This window comes from Halopseudomonas pelagia (assembly GCF_009497895.1).
Classification (GTDB): Bacteria; Pseudomonadota; Gammaproteobacteria; order Pseudomonadales; family Pseudomonadaceae; genus Halopseudomonas; species Halopseudomonas pelagia_A.
In genome coordinates, this window is sequence record NZ_CP033116.1 from 242,605 (window position 1) to 258,074 (window position 15,470).

A 15,470-nucleotide genomic window follows, 5' to 3' on the forward strand; every position below is an offset into this window, starting at 1 on the left:
CCATGCTGTTGCGCTCAATGCTCTTGCTGCTTTGCAGTCTGGGCCTGTCTTTTCCTGTGCTGGCTGATAGCGCCAAGGTGCTGACCACCATCAAACCGCTGCAGCAGATCGCCGCAGCGGTGATGGACGGCGTCGATACGCAGGCGGTGTTGCTCACGCCCGGCAATTCGCCGCACAACTACGCTCTGCGCCCGTCAGACCGCCGGGCGCTGTTGAATGCCGAGCGCATCTACTGGATCGGCCCCGAGCTGGAGCTGTTCCTGGAAGAAGTGCTGGGTCGCCAGGGCAACGCCCAGGCGCTGCTGCATCTACCCGGCATGCGGGTGCGCGAGCAACTGCAATCAATTAACTTCCAGGAAGATGAAAGCGAGCACAATCATGGCCATGACCACGGGCATGACCACGATCACGGCGCGCTGGATTCGCATATCTGGCTGTCGCCGGACAATGCGCTGCATATAGCCCGATTTATGGCCGAAGATCTGGCCAGCCTGTATCCACAACACGCTGAGCGTTTAAGCTCTAACGCAGAAGCCTTTGCCAAGCGCCTGAGCGCACTGGACGCGCGCCTGAAAGAGCGCCTGGAACCGCTGCAGGATCGGGCGTATTTTGTCTTCCATGATGGCTACGGCTATTTCGAGGACCATTACGGCTTGCGCCCGCGCGGCATTTTCAGCCTGTCCCATGAAGTGCAGCCGGGAGCGCGGCATATCAATCTGTTGCGCCAGCAGCTGCAGAAAGCCGGAGCCAGCTGCGTATTTACCGAACCGCAATTCACCCCGCGTCTGGTCGATAGCTTGACCCAGGGCCTGCCCGTTGAAAAAGGCGAATTGGATCCATTAGGTGGCGGCATTGAGATCTCGGCGCGCGGTTACGAGCAAACCTTGAACTCGCTTGCCGAGCAGATGGCTAACTGCCTGGAAAAACTCTGAACAGGTGCCGCCGCTAGCTGCGGCGGGTTGCCTGCGAGGCTTGCATCACCCGCTCGGCTGGAACCCGTAGTTGCTGGAAAAGATAAGCCTTGAATTCCGCTGACCACGGCTGCCGTTCCAGCGCCCCGGCCATGCAGTTGAGCCAGGCATCGCGCTCGGCCTCATCGATGCTCCAGTGCGCGTGAAAGCTGGGTAAATTGATCTGCCCGTAGCGCTCCAGATAGAGCCGCGGCCCGCCTAGCCAGCCGCACAAAAACCGGGTGAGCTTGTCCCGCGCCGAGCTTAGATCCTCGGCGTGCAACCGCCGCACCGCTACGGCATCAGCTTGCTCATCCATTTTCTGGTAGAAATCATCCACCAGTTGCCGCACCCCCTCATACCCGCCGGCAGCCTGAAATGAGGCGTCTTGTTGACCGTATTGCAGCATATTGATCTACCCCTCTGTGACCGATGTAGCCTGGCAGTGATCGCAACTTGCCAAGGTAAAGATTCGAAACGCTTTCTCTAACGCAGCGCCTCGGCTTTGTTTGAGCGAGACGACAGGGCAGAATGAGCTCATACCTGTTCAAGAGATAACCGTCATGACCCTGCGTATCGGCATCGATCTGGGTGGCACCAAAACCGAACTCGTTGCGCTCGATACTGAAGGCCAGGAGCGCTACCGCATCCGCGTGCCGACCCCTTCAAACGACTACGCGGCGGTGATTGCCTGCATAGTCGCTCTGGTCACCGACGCTGAACGCCAGCTCGGCGCCAGCGCCAGCATTGGCATAGGTGTACCCGGATCGCCTTCTCCCGCCACATCACTGATGCGCAATGCCAACACCCAATGCCTGAACGGCAAGCCGTTTCAGCAGGACCTGAGCAACGCACTGCGGCGCGAAGTGCACCTTGCCAACGATGCCAACTGCTTTGCCCTGTCGGAAGCGATCGACGGCGCTGGCCGCGGCGCCCAGGTAGTGTTCGGCGTCATTCTCGGCACCGGTACCGGCGGCGGCGTGGTGATCAACCAGCAGGTGCTCCAGGGCCGCAACGCGATCGGCGGGGAATGGGGCCACAATCCACTGCCCTGGCCTACAGCGGATGAGTTGCCGGGGATCCAATGTTTCTGCGGCAAACGCGGCTGCATTGAAACCTTCGTCTCCGGCACCGGCTTTGCCAGGGACCACCAATTGCAGACCGGCGAAAAGCTGTCCGCCCTGGAAATCACCCAGCGTGCCAACGCCAGCGACCCACAGGCTCTGGCCACCCTGACGCGTTACTACGACCGCCTGGCACGCGCGCTGGCCAGCGTGATCAACGTGCTCGATCCCGACGTAGTGGTATTGGGCGGCGGTATGTCGCGCTACCAGCCTCTGTACCTGCAATTGACCCAGCGCTTACCCCGTTATGTGTTCTCGGACTGCTTCACCACGCCGGTCCTGCCTGCCGTGCATGGGGATGCCAGCGGGGTGCGCGGCGCGGCCTGGCTCTGGCCGGGTTAGAGTGCCAAGGGTAAGCCGATACTCACTTTGCCGTGGCCTTCCAGCACCCGCAGAAAATGCTCTGGCTCCTTGACCAGCACACCGCTCTGGCCGCTGTGTTGATCTGCCGCCAATTGCCGCGACAGCCAGAAACGCAGCGCTGCCAGGCGCAGCACGTCGGCCCAGTGTTCGGCTTCGACCGGTGTGAAACGGCGGATGCCGGCGTAACCGGCCAGCAGCGCTTGGGTGCGGTCGGAATCGAGGCGCTGGTGCTCGTCCATACACCAGTCATTCACACAGATGGCCACGTCATAAAGTGTCCAGCCACTGGCGGCGTTGTAGAAATCAATCACGCCGCTCAGATGATGGCCGTCAAACAGTACATTGTCGCGGAACAGATCAGCATGCAGCACCGCCTCAGGCAAATGCGGCGGCGTTTGCAGCCAGCTGTCGATAACGCCGCGCAGCGGCTCAAACATCGCCTGCTGGGCAGCGCTGCACCGCAGCAACTGTTCACCAAGATGCCGCTGCATCCAGGACAGGCCGCGGTCGCTCTCGCGCAACAGGCCACTTTTTTCCGTGCTGTTGTGCAGCCGGGCGAGCGTCTGGCCGACGGCCTGGCAATGGCTGGCATCCGGCTGGGCTACATGTTTGCCGGGCAGACGCGGCTGCAACAGCGCAGGCCGACCATTAAGCTGCTGTAGCGCCTGCCCCTGCTGATCCGGCAGCGCATAAGGCACCGGCAAATCGTCGGCGTGCAGGTGCTCAAGCAATTCGATAAAGAACGGCAGATCATCCACCGGCCCACGCTCGACCAGTGTCAGCACGAACTCGCCACGCTCACAACTGACGAAGAAATTGCTGTTCTCGCTGCCACCGCTGATGCCTTCATGGCTCAGCAGGCGGCCGAGATCGTAGCGCGTTAGAAAAGCGTCAAGCTCAGCTCGGCTGACCTCGGTAAATACAGACATGGACCGCCCCTACCATTCGAAAATTTTCCACGATGGGATACGCAAGCCTTCCGGCTGATCGGAACGGGCAAAATTACCATCGTCGTCAACCGCTACCAGATAATAGGGCGCACCATTCTTCGGCGTGATCTTGATCGCATAGAGAAAGCCGTTCAATCGGTACTCTTCAACAGTACGGTCGCCTTCCGTGCGGATGGTTACCTCAGGCTCGCCGGGGGCGTCCTGTGCCTGAGCTGAAAGGCTGACCGCCAAGGCCAGACCAATCACCGCCAATCCGCGGCCGAGTGTGCTTATCATGGTAAAGTTGTCCTATCGTGGAATGATGCTCTTATTCTAGTCTCTTTTACTTATGGAAATGTTGACCTGACGCATGACTGACAAAGCCCCCCTGATCCTGGTGGATGGTTCATCCTACCTTTACCGGGCCTTTCACGCCCTGCCGCCGCTGACTACGTCCAAGGGTTTGCCCACCGGCGCGGTAAAAGGCGTGCTGAACATGCTCAACAGTCTGCGCAAACAGTACCCGCGCAGCCCCTTTGCCGTGGTCTTCGACGCCAAGGGCAAGACCTTCCGCGATGAGCTGTTTGAAGATTACAAATCCCACCGCCCGCCGATGCCCGACGACCTGCGCCTGCAGATCGAACCCCTGCATGCCAGCGTCAAGGCCCTCGGCCTGCCGCTGCTATGCGTGGATGGCGTGGAAGCGGACGACGTGATTGGCACCCTGGCCCGGCAAAGCGCGGCGGCCGGCTGCCCGGTGGTGATTTCCACCGGCGACAAGGACATGGCCCAACTGGTCGATGAGCACATCACCCTGGTCAACACCATGAGTGGCACGGTACTGGACATTGCCGGCGTACACGAAAAGTTCGGCGTCGGCCCGGAATGCATCATCGACTTTCTCGCACTGATGGGCGACAAGTCCGACAACATTCCCGGCGTCCCGGGCGTGGGCGAGAAAACCGCCTCCGGACTGATTACCGGCATTGGCGGCGGGCTGGACATGATCTACGCCAACCTCGATAAAGTGCCCGAGCTGACCATCCGCGGGGCGAAGAAACTCCCGGAGAAGCTGCTGGAATTCAAGGAGATGGCTTATCTCTCCTACCAGCTGGCAACCATCAAGGTGGACGTAGAATTGGACATCCGCGCCGACGCGCTGATGCCCGGCGAACCGGACCGCGAAGCGCTGATGGCGCTGTACCAGGAGCTGGAATTCAGAAGCTGGGTCGAGGATCTGTCGCGCGAGGCCAAGGCCGTTGCCCAGGGGGCGGCTAGCGCACCCGTCGAAGCCACCGCGGCCGAGGTGAAATACGAGATCATCCTGGACCAAGCCGGCCTGAAGCGTTGGCTGGACAAGCTGCGCAGCGCCGAGCTGTTTGCCTTCGATACCGAAACCACCAGCATTCACGCACAGAAGGCGGAGCTGGTGGGCGTCTCGCTGGCGGTGTCGGCCAATGAAGCTGCTTATATTCCGGTGGCCCACAGCTATATGGGGGTGCCCGACCAGCTCGACCGCGATGCCGTGGTGGCCGCACTCAAACCGCTGCTGGAAGACCCAAACAAAGCCAAGGTCGGGCAACATGCCAAGTACGACATGAACGTGCTCGCGCATTACGGCGTCGAGATGCAGGGCATCGCCTTCGACACCATGCTTGAGTCCTATGTGCTCAACTCCACCGCTACCCGTCACGACATGGACAGTCTGGCGCTGCGCTACCTCGGCCATAGCACTATTCATTTTGAAGACATCGCCGGCAAGGGCGCCAAGCAGCTGACCTTTGATCAGATCGCGCTGGAGCAGGCTGGGCCTTATGCCGCCGAAGATGCCGATATCACCCTGCGCCTGCATCAAACACTCTGGGCCAAGCTCGAAGCCGAGCCGAGCCTGGCCAAGGTGTTGCGCGAGATTGAAATGCCGCTGGTGCCGGTACTGGCACGGATTGAGCGCTACGGCGCGCTGGTCGATGCCAAGCTGCTGGGCATCCAGAGCATCGAGCTGGGTGACAAGATGATTGCCCTGCAACGCGAAGCCTACGAACTGGCTGGCGAAGAGTTCAATCTGGGGTCACCCAAGCAGTTGGGTACCATCCTGTATGAAAAACAGGGCATCCCGGTGATTTCCAAGACCGCCAAGGGCCAGCCCTCCACCGCCGAGGCGGTGCTGGCCGAACTGGCCGAGCAGGGTTATCCGTTGCCGCAGGTGATCATGCAGTACCGCACCCTGAGCAAGCTCAAGAGCACCTACACCGACCGCCTGCCGGAGCAGATCAACCCGCGCACCGGTCGTATTCACACCAGTTATCACCAGGCGGTCGCGGCTACCGGGCGGCTGTCGTCATCGGATCCGAACCTGCAGAACATCCCGATCCGCACCGCCGAAGGCCGGCGCATTCGCCAAGCCTTTGTCGCACCCAAAGGCTACAAAATGGTAGCGGCGGACTATTCGCAGATCGAGCTGCGGATCATGGCCCACCTGGCCCAGGATCCAGGCTTGCTGCATGCATTCCAGAATGGTCTGGACGTGCACAAGGCAACCGCCGCCGAGGTCTTCGGTGTGGAGCTGGAGGAGGTCAGCAGCGATCAGCGGCGCAAGGCAAAGGCGATCAACTTCGGCCTGATCTACGGCATGAGCGCCTTCGGCCTGGCAAAGCAGATTGATGTCGATCGCAAACAGGCTCAGGCCTATATCGACCGCTATTTCACCCGCTACCCAGGCGTACTCGGCTATATGGAGCGCACTCGAGCTCAGGCCGGCGAGCAGGGCTTCGTCGAAACCCTGTTCGGGCGACGCCTGTACCTGCCGGATATCAATGCCAAGAATCAGGCGCTACGCAAGGGCGCCGAGCGCACCGCGATCAACGCGCCGATGCAGGGGACCGCAGCGGATATCATCAAACGGGCGATGCTCACTGTTGATGCCTGGCTGGCGGAGTCTGGACTGGACGCCCGGGTGATCATGCAGGTGCACGATGAATTGGTCCTGGAAGTGCGCGAAGATCAGGTGCCGCAATTGAGCGAAGGCCTGCGCACCCATATGGCCGCCGCAGCCGAACTGGCGGTGCCACTGGTGGTGGATGTCGGGGTGGGTGACAACTGGGATGAGGCACACTGAGACAGCGCTGAAACCCTTGTTCCAGAGACCTTGAAAACTATTTTGATTATTTTTGAATTTTTATTGAACTTAGGTTGAACAAGGTCGGTCAGAATCTGTGAAAGGCCAGTCAAGCCCTTCATGCTCCTAGATGTGATTTAGTGTTGGCAGAAATACCGGGTAATCTCTCCTAGCACGCCCGGTTATTAGACCTCGAACTTTCCCTCCCCATAGAAGTTCGAGGTTTTTTTTGGTTAGGCGTAATGGCTATTCGCCATCCTGGTTTTCCTGCTCGCCATCCGACTCCGCCTGCAACTGATCATCTACCGCGCCGGCTTCCTCGTCCTGTTCAGAGAAAAGCCAGCTATCCAGCACGGTGTAGGCCTCATCCAGACCCTGGCGCTTGGGCGCCGAAAACAGCTGCACCGAGGCGCGATTGCCGTATTCCTTACGGACGATGGTCTGCACCTTCAGCAAGGTATTCTTCGCGGCACCAAAAGCCAGCTTGTCAGCTTTGCTGAGCAGAATATGCGCAGGCAGGCCGCTGACGTCGCTCCACTCAAGCATCATCCGGTCAAAATCAGACAGGGGATGGCGAATGTCCATTACCAGCACCAGACCGACCAGTGAATTACGCTCGGTCAGATAAGCGTCCAGGTGCTGTTTCCAGTGTTCCTTGAGTGCCAGCGGCACTTTGGCATAACCATAACCGGGCAGATCAACCAGCCGGCGCTGCTCGTCAAGGCCAAAGAAATTGAGTAGCTGCGTACGCCCAGGGGTTTTCGAGGTGCGTGCCAGCCGCGCGTGGGTCAGGGTGTTCAGCGCACTGGACTTACCCGCGTTGGAACGCCCGGCAAAAGCGACCTCGTAACCGCGGTCCGCTGGGCATTGGGTCACTTCACTGGCGCTTTTGATAAAGGTGGCCTGCTGACAGAGTGTGACCAGATGTTTTGTTGCGGGTGGAGCTGAAGACATGAGAAATCCGTTACGCTGCGGGCTGATTGGGCCAGATGACGTTCACCTTGGCCATCGCCTTAGTATATACTGCTGCGGTTTTATAACGCGAAAGCTTACTGCGACGTTCTGTACATTGCGTCGCTCACGCGCGACAGATAGCATTGGGCAATAAATTCCATCCCGTTGCTGTGGACTGTGTGGCGTGGAATAAACGAGGCATGCTGTTGCGTCACACAAGGTCTTAAGGCCGGACGCTCAGACAAGGCCCACTCTTTCAGCCGTAATTGGATTAGCCGATGAATAAATTACTCGTTAGCCTGGTGTTATCCCTCGGTATGGCCGGTACGGCCTACGCACAAGAAATACTCGTGGGCGATGCAGAAGCCGGTGCCGGCAAAGTGGCCATGTGCGGCGCTTGTCATGGTCCCGACGGCAACAGCCCTTCTGCAGAATTCCCGAAAATCGCCGGGCTCGGGGAAAAGTACCTGTACAAGCAGTTGAACGATATCAAGACTGGCGACCGCGTTGTCGTCGAGATGACCGGCATGCTGGATGACTTCGACGAGCAGGATCTGCGAGATATCGCTGCCCATTTTGACGCCCAGAGCACCGCCGGCGGTGTAGCGAATGACGCCGGACTGGTAGCCCGCGGTTCAGAAATTTACCGTGGTGGCGATCTGGAAACCGGCCTGCCGGCCTGCACCGGCTGCCATTCACCTACCGGTCTGGGTAATGACCCTGCTGGCTTTCCGCGTCTGAGCGGCCAGCATGCAAAATATATCGCCAAGCAGCTGACCAACTTCCGCGAAGGCGAGCGCACCAACGATGGCGAGTCGATGGTTATGCGCACGATTGCCAGCCGTTTGAGCAACAAGGATATCGAAGCGGTTTCCGCCTATATCCAGGGTTTGCGTTAAGCTCGGCAGGCCCTACGCGTCATATGTTATGTTGCCGGTTGTTTCCACCGGCTTCACTTGAGGGGTGGCTTAGGTCACCCTTTTTTGTGCCGGGGAATTTTTTCATCCCGATCATAGTCTTACACACAGAACAATTCAGTCGGAGAGAATTACATGCGCGTATTAATGACAGCAGGCCTGCTCTGGTTACTGGGTAGCTTTGCGCTGCTGCAAGCACAGGAAGCCGATTACCAGGCCGGCGAACATTACATCGTCCTACCTGCCCCGGCCACCACGGCTGACCCCGAGAAAATCGAAGTAGCCGAGCTGTTCTGGTATGGCTGTGGCCATTGCTTCCAGTTTGACCCGATCATCAGCAAGTGGAAGGGCAGCCTGGCTGAAGACGTCAGCTTCCGTGAAGTACCGGCCATGTTTGGCGGCGCCTGGAATACTCATGCACAGCTGTTCTACACGGTCGAAAGCCTGGGCAAGCTGGAAGAAACCCACAGCGCCATCTTCAACGCAATTCATCGGCAGAATAACCGTCTGGCCGATAAAGACGCGATGATCGAGCTGCTCGCCGACTACGACATCAGCGAAGAAGATTTCAACAAGGCCTGGGGCTCATTTGGGGTGCGTAGCAAAATGGAGCAGGCCACCCGTCTGGCCAAAGCCTATCGCGCCACTGGCGTACCCACACTGATCGTCAACGGCAAGTACCGTATCGAAGGCGCCATGGTCGGTGGCTTTGACGAGATGCTCAAGGTGGCCGAGTTCCTGGTAGACAAGGAACGTCAGGCCCTCTAAGGCTAGCTCATGGTCAAGCCCCTCGTTCCGCCAAGACGCCGCTCCCTGCATGGCTTGATGCTGCCGGGCAATCTGCAGACCAATCACCTGTGTGACTGCCCGGATGGCGCATTGCCCGAGGTGATGCGCCTGCTGAGCTTCAATATTCAGGTGGGCATCAATACGCAGAAATACCATCACTACCTGACCCGAAGCTGGCAGCACTTGCTCCCGCATAATGGCCGTCACCATACGCTGGGCGAGATTGGCAAAGTGCTGAATGACTTTGATCTGGTCGCACTGCAGGAAGTGGATGGCGGCAGCATGCGTTCGGGGTACGTCAACCAGGTCGAGCATCTGGCCCGTGAGGGTCAGTTCCCGTACTGGTATCAGCAGCTCAACCGCAACCTGGGGCGCTTTGCCCAGCACTCCAACGGTTTGCTTAGCCGTTATGCGCCGGAATTGCTGGAAGATCACAAGCTGCCAGGCTTCATGCCCGGCCGTGGCGCGATCCTGACCAGCTTTGGCAAGGGCAAGGACTCACTGCTGGTGGTGATGATGCATCTGGCGCTGAGTACCAAGGCCCGGGCCAACCAGTTGGCTTATATTCGCGAGCGGATCAGCGATCACAAGCATGTGGTGTTGATGGGCGACATGAATACCCACGCCGAAGATCTACTGGAACACTCCCCGTTACGCGGCAGCAACCTGCACACAGCAACGCTGCCAGGCACCTACCCAAGCTGGAAACCGGCACGCGTGCTGGATCATATCCTGATCAGCCCGAGCCTGAGTATTGAGCGGGTCGATGTACTGCCCAACGCCATTTCCGATCACTTGCCGGTCTCCATGCATATCCGGTTACCGCATGCATTGTGCAATCCTGGTTAACAGTTTCGCCTTCCGGACCTGAGCTCCGGCTAGTCAAAGCCGCGGTTTACCCTATAATCAGCGGGTAAACCGAAGCAGGTATGCTCATGTCCGATAGCCGCACCCCTCTTACCGCTACTAACATCAGCAATGTTAGCCCCCCCTTCGACCAGTCAATTCAGGAAGAACTGCTCAAACGAGGGTTGGTCAGGCTCAGTATCGCGGCTGACGGCATGGACCCATTGCTGGACAAACGGTTGAAAGAGTTGCGCCTGGCGCTGCGCAATGACGCTGCCCCCCAACTGCTTGCCGAGCTGATGCCCGACCTTGAGCGGGCCGTGCTGGCCGCCGATGCAGCCCGCCAGGAGCGCCTGGAGAAGGTCACCAGTGGATTGCATGCGCTGATTCGTCAGCTGCAGAAACAGCCCGCGCCTGAAGATATTTCCAAAGCCCTGCAGCAAATGGCCAAGCGCCTGGATCAGCCCATCGAATACGCTTCAAGCGTACCTGAGCTGCTCAGCGAAGTGGTCAGCCTGCAAGCCAGCACACTTGGCTCGGAACTCACGGGAACCCGCCCTGCCGGCCTCTGGTCGCGGCTTTTCGGTAACGCCGCAGTGACGCCCATCAGCACTTCATCAGCGTTGAGTGCCGCTGACCAGACCGCACCCTCGCCAGATGATGAGCTTGCCCCGGCATTTTCCGACCCAGCCGGCGTACTCGCGGGTGAGGAGCAGAACTACTCGCAGGTAGCCGCGCATATTGAAACCATACTGCTCAACCTGCTCGGAGAACTACAGGTGCTCGACAGCCAGCAGACGCGGTGTGAGCAATTGCGTGAGCGGGTGACCAAGGGCCTGAACTGGTATGAGCTGGCTGCAGCCATGGACGAGTTGGCGGCGCTGGTCATGGGCGCACAGCAAAGCCGCCAGGCCGATTTTGAACGTTACCTGCAGCAGCTCAACAGCCGTCTGGCGCAGTTCCAGGGCAATATTGAACAGGCGCATGAGTCCTATAACGAATCGCGCGAGGCTGGGCGCGCGCTGGAAGGCAGCATCCGCGAGCAAGTGGAAGAGCTGCATGTGGATGTGCGCCAGGCGACCGAACTGGAAAGCCTCAAAGCCAACGTTGAAGCGCAACTGAATGCGCTACTCAGCAATGTCGAACGCTCCAGGCAACTGCGTGACGATCAGGAAACGCTCGTCGCCGGCCAGTTGGATACCATGGTGCAGCGCATTCAGGTCATGGAGGTGGAAGCACAAACCTTCCGCAACCACCTGGAAGAGCAGCGCCAGCGAGCGATGATCGACAGCCTGACCGGCATGGCCAATCGCGCCGGCCTGCAGAAACGCATGGAGGAAGAGTTCGAACGCTGGCAGCGCTACGGCGGCGAGCTACTGATGGCAGTGCTCGATGTGGATCATTTCAAATCGATCAATGATCGCTTTGGCCACCTGGCTGGCGACAAGGTATTGCGCCTGATCGCCCAGCAACTGTCGCGACGCCTGCGCAAGACTGACTTCATTGGCCGCTTCGGCGGTGAAGAGTTTGTGTTACTGATGCCCGGCACTACCGTAGAGCAGGCCGCTTCGGCGCTCGAAGCGCTGCGCCAGGGCATTGAAGAAAGCCCGTTTCACTTCAAAACCGAGCGCGTCACCATCACCATCTCGGTCGGTTACACCGCGTTCAAGCGCGACGACACGCTGGATGAAGTATTCGGCCGCGCTGACCGCGCGATGTACCAGGCCAAGGAGCAGGGCCGCAATCGGATCGTATCGGCTGACTAAGCACCGGGCCAGACCCAATCAGCGCGACCAGATTGCGACATACCGCCCCTCGGGATCGTGCTGCTCAACCTGTTTGGCGAGGTTAAATACGCGTCCGCCCCGGGGGTCATGCCCAACCCCAGCGATATAAGCCCAATTACCCCAATTGCTGGCGACGTCGTAATCCACCAGTTGCTGCTGGAACCAGGCAGCGCCCAACCGCCAATCCTGTTGCAGATCGTGAACCAGATAGCTGGCGACAATCTGCCGCGCACGGTTGGACAGAAAGCCGCTGGCATTCAGCTCGGTCATGCAGGCATCGATAAACGGCTGGCCTGTCGCTGCATTGCGCCAATCGTTGAAACGCTGATCATGCCCTGTCGGTGGGCTCCCCGCATGCAAGCCGCCGCGCCGAAAAAACCGTTTGCCGTGCAACCTCAGGCTCAAGCGGAAAAACTCCCGCCACAGTAGCTCGAACCATAACCAGTAGGTGGACTCGTTCGCCCCGAACCGCGCTTCGTGACGACGCAAAGCAAGCAATACGGTGCGCGGTGACAGACATCCGTGCGCCAGGGCCGCAGACAGCTTGGACGAAAAATACCGGCCGTGCAGTTGATTGCGCGTGCTTTTGTAGTGCCTGATCGCCTGGCTGTGCCAAAGGTAATCATCCAGCCATGCTTTTGCAGCCGTTTCTCCCCCTGAATAGGGCAGGGAGGAACGCGGCTCCTGAGCGAGCGGGGTGAACCCTAGATCGCTGATGCAAGGCACCCCGGCAACTAAGTCCGAAGCGCCCGCAGGCCAGCCCGGCAGTTCTTCTGGCGCAGCCAAGGCCTCGATAGCAGGCGGGTACTTTTCCACCTGATGACGAAAGCGAGTGAAAACCTGGGGCAACTTCTCTTCGGTAAAGGGCAGGTCCTCCAGTGCAAACAACGCATTGCTCAGGCGCAGCATAACTTGCGTGCCCTCAGGCAATGCGGCGGTTACCCGGTCCAGCAATGCCTGCTCATACGGCGCGTGCTCAGCATGGCTGACAACCCGGTCGATACCCAGCTGCGCGCACAGCTGTGGAAGAATGCGTTCGGCGCTGCCGATTCTTACCAGGAGTCCCGACCCCAACTGTTGCAGCGACGCATGCAGATCTACCAGGCTTTCCAGCAGGAAACTGGTGCGGCGCGCACCACACGCAGTAATGCCATGTCGGTCAGGTACGAACTCGGCAGGATCGAGACAATAGACTGGCAGGCACGCAGCGCTGCCCAACGCCTCCCGCAGCACCGGGTTGTCCTGCAACCGCAAGTCGCTTTTTAACCAGACCAGCACTGACATCTTGCAATCCTGTATTTTCTGTACTTATCTTATACAATAACCTTAATATGCATAATATTATTGCCAATAGCGAGCCGTCAGAAAATGCCTAACCCGCCTGCGCCCCCTCTCCCTTGCCGCGGATGCCTGGCTGACTGCCCGAACCGGGCTAGCTGCCAAGGCAAGCCTTGGCGCAAGGATTTCTCCGGCCCCACTCAGGCGCCACCGGCGACCCGGCACTGACATAGCTGCATCGCAGGCCCGCCGCATGCTAGTCTCCCGGCTGACCCCAACCGGCCAGGATCTGCCCGCATGCCTCTACGCCTATTGCCGCTTGTATATCTGTTGTTGTGGCTGACCGGCTGCACCAGCGGGCTGAAGATCGATACCCGCTATAACTCCCCAAACCACGACAGTCGCGTGCAGTACGTCGTGTTGCATTACACCTCCTCAGGCTTTGAGCGTTCACTTAATCATCTATTGGCTGGCGAAGTCAGCAGCCATTATCTGATTGGTGCAACACCGCCGATTATTTACCGCTTGGTGGACGAGAATCGCCGTGCCTGGCACGCCGGTGACAGCAGCTGGCAGGGTCGTACCTGGCTGAACAGCACCAGTATTGGCATTGAGATCGTTCACCCTGGCTATACCGATACTCCGGCAGGTCGCGTCTGGCACCCTTGGCCACAGGATCAGATCGATGCATTGATTCCGCTGTTGAAAGACATATTGCAGCGTCACGGGCTAGGCCCGGACCGCGTGGTAGGCCACAGCGATATCGCCCCACAACGTAAAGTGGACCCGGGCCCTTTGTTCCCCTGGCGGCAATTGGCGGATGCCGGCGTGGCGATCTGGCCCGAGCAGCAAAAGGTCGAACACTATCAACGGCAACTCGGCGGCCAAACACCACCTGTGCAGTGGTTCGAGATGGCGCTGGAGCAATTCGGATATAACCTGGCGCGTGCACCCGAGCAGGTCAATGCCAGCAAAAACCTGTTGGCCGCGTTTCAGATGCGTTTTCGGCCAGCCCGTTTTGATGGAGTCGCCGATGCTGAAACCGCGGCAATTCTAGCCGCACTGGTACCGCAGACGGTCAACTCGCCGCTGTGGTGCAAACCCGCAGCGCAAAGCATGACGCCGGCCGCACCGTCAGTACTACGGCCATGCGCGCAACCTTACCGCTGAGAAACGGAACCGACCCCAATGCTTAATGGAATCTGGCTGAGCTTCTTCCTTGCCTCCTTCGCCGCCGCCCTCTGGCAATGGCTGGGCCTGGGCGACGCCGAAGTATTCAGCCGGCTGGTCGCCGCGTTATTCGATATGGCGCGATTGAGTGTCGAGATTATTCTCGTGCTGGTGGGCACCATGACCCTATGGCTGGGGTTTCTGGCGATTGCTGAAAAGGCCGGTTTGATTCGCGTGTTGGCCAGGGTTCTGGATCCGCTATTTCGCCGCTTGATGCCCGAAGTGCCCAGCGGCCACCCCGCGCTTGGACATATCAGCATGAATTTCGCCGCCAATATTCTCGGCCTGGACAATGCCGCGACGCCGATTGGCATCAAGGCCATGCACTCGCTGCAAAGCCTCAACCCCGGCAAGGACACCGCCAGCAACGCGCAGATTCTGTTTCTGGTGCTCAACACTTCCTCGCTGACGCTGTTACCCGTGACCATCTTCATGTACCGCGCGCAACAGGGCGCGGCTGATCCTACCGCGGTGTTCCTGCCGATTCTGCTGGCTACCACCGCCTCCAGTCTGGTCGGCCTGTTCAGCGTCGCGCTGATGCAGCGCCTGAAGCTCTGGCATCCGGTGGTATTGGCTTATCTGATTGGCGGTGGCCTGGCGCTGGGATTGCTGCTGACCGCGCTGGCCGGCATGTCTGCGCAAGCGCTTGCAGCCACCTCGACCCTGGTCGGCAACCTGACGCTATTCGGCATCATCATTGCCTTCCTGGCGATCGGCGCGCTGCGCAAGGTCAATGTGTATGACACCTTTATAGAAGGCGCCAAGGAAGGTTTCAGCTTTACCATTTCCCTGTTGCCGTTTCTCGTTGCCATGCTGGTCGCCGTCGGCGTACTGCGTGCCAGCGGCATACTGGATGCCGGGCTCGACGGGATTCGCTGGATGGTCGAAGGCCTGGGCTGGGATACGCGCTTTATTGATGCCTTGCCGACTGCCTTTATCAAGCCGCTTTCCGGCAGCGGCGCGCGGGCAATGATGATCGAAACCATGGATACCTTCGGCGTCGACAGCTTTGCGGCGCTGATGGCCGCGACCTTTCAGGGCAGTACTGAAACCACGTTTTATGTCCTGGCCGTTTATTTTGGCGCCGTAGGTATCACCAAAATTCGCCACGGCCTGGGCTGCGCCCTGCTCGCCGACCTGGCCGGCATGCTCACCGCCATTGCCGTCTGCTACTGGTTTTTTGGTTAG

The 15,470-nt window shown here is 59.3% G+C and carries 14 protein-coding genes; 9 read left to right on the forward strand and 5 right to left on the reverse strand.

Annotation, left to right across the window (positions count from 1 at the left end):
• The first annotated feature begins 2 nt into the window (after window positions 1–2).
• Window positions 3–932: a zinc ABC transporter substrate-binding protein ZnuA gene (gene znuA, locus EAO82_RS01130; RefSeq protein ID WP_096345346.1), complete on the forward strand. Its 930-nt coding sequence runs from the start codon at window positions 3–5 to the stop codon at window positions 930–932.
• Between the two features lie 13 nt (window positions 933–945).
• Here znuA and EAO82_RS01135 read toward each other — a convergent pair whose 3' ends face one another.
• Window positions 946–1,359, reverse strand: a complete 414-nt coding sequence (locus EAO82_RS01135; RefSeq protein ID WP_096345347.1) for a group II truncated hemoglobin — start codon at window positions 1,357–1,359, stop codon at window positions 946–948.
• Between the two features lie 154 nt (window positions 1,360–1,513).
• Between EAO82_RS01135 and EAO82_RS01140 the strand changes: the two genes are divergently transcribed.
• Complete coding sequence (locus tag EAO82_RS01140; protein ID WP_096345348.1) at window positions 1,514–2,416, forward strand: ROK family protein; 903 nt, start codon at window positions 1,514–1,516, stop codon at window positions 2,414–2,416.
• Here EAO82_RS01140 and EAO82_RS01145 read toward each other — a convergent pair.
• Complete coding sequence (locus tag EAO82_RS01145) at window positions 2,413–3,366, reverse strand: homoserine kinase (protein ID WP_096345349.1); 954 nt, start codon at window positions 3,364–3,366, stop codon at window positions 2,413–2,415. The genes EAO82_RS01140 and EAO82_RS01145 overlap by 4 nt on opposite strands.
• A 9-nt stretch (window positions 3,367–3,375) precedes the next feature.
• Window positions 3,376–3,660 (reverse strand): DUF2782 domain-containing protein, encoded by a 285-nt coding sequence (locus EAO82_RS01150; RefSeq protein ID WP_231703387.1) that lies wholly within the window; start codon window positions 3,658–3,660, stop codon window positions 3,376–3,378.
• A 76-nt stretch (window positions 3,661–3,736) separates the two neighbouring features.
• Between EAO82_RS01150 and polA the strand changes: the two genes are divergently transcribed.
• Window positions 3,737–6,481 carry a DNA polymerase I gene (gene polA, locus EAO82_RS01155; RefSeq protein ID WP_096345351.1) on the forward strand — a complete coding sequence of 915 codons (2,745 nt, stop codon included), beginning with the start codon at window positions 3,737–3,739 and terminating at the stop codon, window positions 6,479–6,481.
• Window positions 6,482–6,727: 246 nt separating this feature from the next.
• On the opposite strand, the gene yihA is transcribed toward polA, so the two are convergent.
• Complete coding sequence (yihA, locus tag EAO82_RS01160; RefSeq protein WP_096345352.1) at window positions 6,728–7,435, reverse strand: ribosome biogenesis GTP-binding protein YihA/YsxC; 708 nt, start codon at window positions 7,433–7,435, stop codon at window positions 6,728–6,730.
• Window positions 7,436–7,713: 278 nt separating this feature from the next.
• Here yihA and EAO82_RS01165 point away from each other — a divergent pair, with 278 nt between their 5' ends.
• From EAO82_RS01165 to EAO82_RS01180, 4 genes are all read left to right on the forward strand, one after another.
• On the forward strand, window positions 7,714–8,334 hold the full coding sequence (locus EAO82_RS01165; RefSeq protein ID WP_096345353.1) for a c-type cytochrome: 621 nt from the start codon (window positions 7,714–7,716) through the stop codon (window positions 8,332–8,334).
• A gap of 153 nt (window positions 8,335–8,487) precedes the next feature.
• Window positions 8,488–9,120: a thiol:disulfide interchange protein DsbA/DsbL gene (locus EAO82_RS01170; protein WP_231703264.1), complete on the forward strand. Its 633-nt coding sequence runs from the start codon at window positions 8,488–8,490 to the stop codon at window positions 9,118–9,120.
• Between the two features lie 9 nt (window positions 9,121–9,129).
• Window positions 9,130–9,990, forward strand: a complete 861-nt coding sequence (locus tag EAO82_RS01175) for an endonuclease/exonuclease/phosphatase family protein (protein ID WP_410402920.1) — start codon at window positions 9,130–9,132, stop codon at window positions 9,988–9,990.
• 86 nt (window positions 9,991–10,076) lie between these two features.
• The gene (locus EAO82_RS01180; RefSeq protein WP_174958664.1) at window positions 10,077–11,753 is read left to right on the forward strand and encodes a diguanylate cyclase; all 1,677 of its coding nucleotides are present in this window, start codon (window positions 10,077–10,079) and stop codon (window positions 11,751–11,753) included.
• 18 nt (window positions 11,754–11,771) lie between these two features.
• Here the strand turns inward: EAO82_RS01180 and EAO82_RS01185 are convergent, their stop codons facing one another.
• Window positions 11,772–13,058, reverse strand: a complete 1,287-nt coding sequence (locus EAO82_RS01185) for a DASH family cryptochrome (RefSeq protein WP_096345355.1) — start codon at window positions 13,056–13,058, stop codon at window positions 11,772–11,774.
• A 291-nt stretch (window positions 13,059–13,349) separates the two neighbouring features.
• On the opposite strand from EAO82_RS01185, the gene EAO82_RS01190 reads away from it, so the two are divergent.
• Window positions 13,350–14,222: an N-acetylmuramoyl-L-alanine amidase gene (locus EAO82_RS01190; protein ID WP_096345356.1), complete on the forward strand. Its 873-nt coding sequence runs from the start codon at window positions 13,350–13,352 to the stop codon at window positions 14,220–14,222.
• An 18-nt stretch (window positions 14,223–14,240) separates the two neighbouring features.
• Window positions 14,241–15,470: a nucleoside recognition domain-containing protein gene (locus tag EAO82_RS01195; RefSeq protein ID WP_096345357.1), complete on the forward strand. Its 1,230-nt coding sequence runs from the start codon at window positions 14,241–14,243 to the stop codon at window positions 15,468–15,470.

Excerpts from the sequence above, each read along its gene's own strand:
- znuA (WP_096345346.1), top strand. The coding sequence starts at position 3 with ATGCTGTTGCGCTCAATGCTCTTGCTGCTTTGCAGTCTGGGCCTGTCT.
- EAO82_RS01135 (WP_096345347.1), bottom strand. The coding sequence starts at position 1,359 with ATGCTGCAATACGGTCAACAAGACGCCTCATTTCAGGCTGCCGGCGGG.
- EAO82_RS01140 (WP_096345348.1), top strand. The coding sequence starts at position 1,514 with ATGACCCTGCGTATCGGCATCGATCTGGGTGGCACCAAAACCGAACTC.
- EAO82_RS01145 (WP_096345349.1), bottom strand. The coding sequence starts at position 3,366 with ATGTCTGTATTTACCGAGGTCAGCCGAGCTGAGCTTGACGCTTTTCTA.
- polA (WP_096345351.1), top strand. The coding sequence starts at position 3,737 with ATGACTGACAAAGCCCCCCTGATCCTGGTGGATGGTTCATCCTACCTT.
- yihA (WP_096345352.1), bottom strand. The coding sequence starts at position 7,435 with ATGTCTTCAGCTCCACCCGCAACAAAACATCTGGTCACACTCTGTCAG.
- EAO82_RS01165 (WP_096345353.1), top strand. The coding sequence starts at position 7,714 with ATGAATAAATTACTCGTTAGCCTGGTGTTATCCCTCGGTATGGCCGGT.
- EAO82_RS01170 (WP_231703264.1), top strand. The coding sequence starts at position 8,488 with ATGCGCGTATTAATGACAGCAGGCCTGCTCTGGTTACTGGGTAGCTTT.
- EAO82_RS01175 (WP_410402920.1), top strand. The coding sequence starts at position 9,130 with ATGGTCAAGCCCCTCGTTCCGCCAAGACGCCGCTCCCTGCATGGCTTG.
- EAO82_RS01180 (WP_174958664.1), top strand. The coding sequence starts at position 10,077 with ATGTCCGATAGCCGCACCCCTCTTACCGCTACTAACATCAGCAATGTT.
- EAO82_RS01185 (WP_096345355.1), bottom strand. The coding sequence starts at position 13,058 with ATGTCAGTGCTGGTCTGGTTAAAAAGCGACTTGCGGTTGCAGGACAAC.
- EAO82_RS01190 (WP_096345356.1), top strand. The coding sequence starts at position 13,350 with ATGCCTCTACGCCTATTGCCGCTTGTATATCTGTTGTTGTGGCTGACC.
- EAO82_RS01195 (WP_096345357.1), top strand. The coding sequence starts at position 14,241 with ATGCTTAATGGAATCTGGCTGAGCTTCTTCCTTGCCTCCTTCGCCGCC.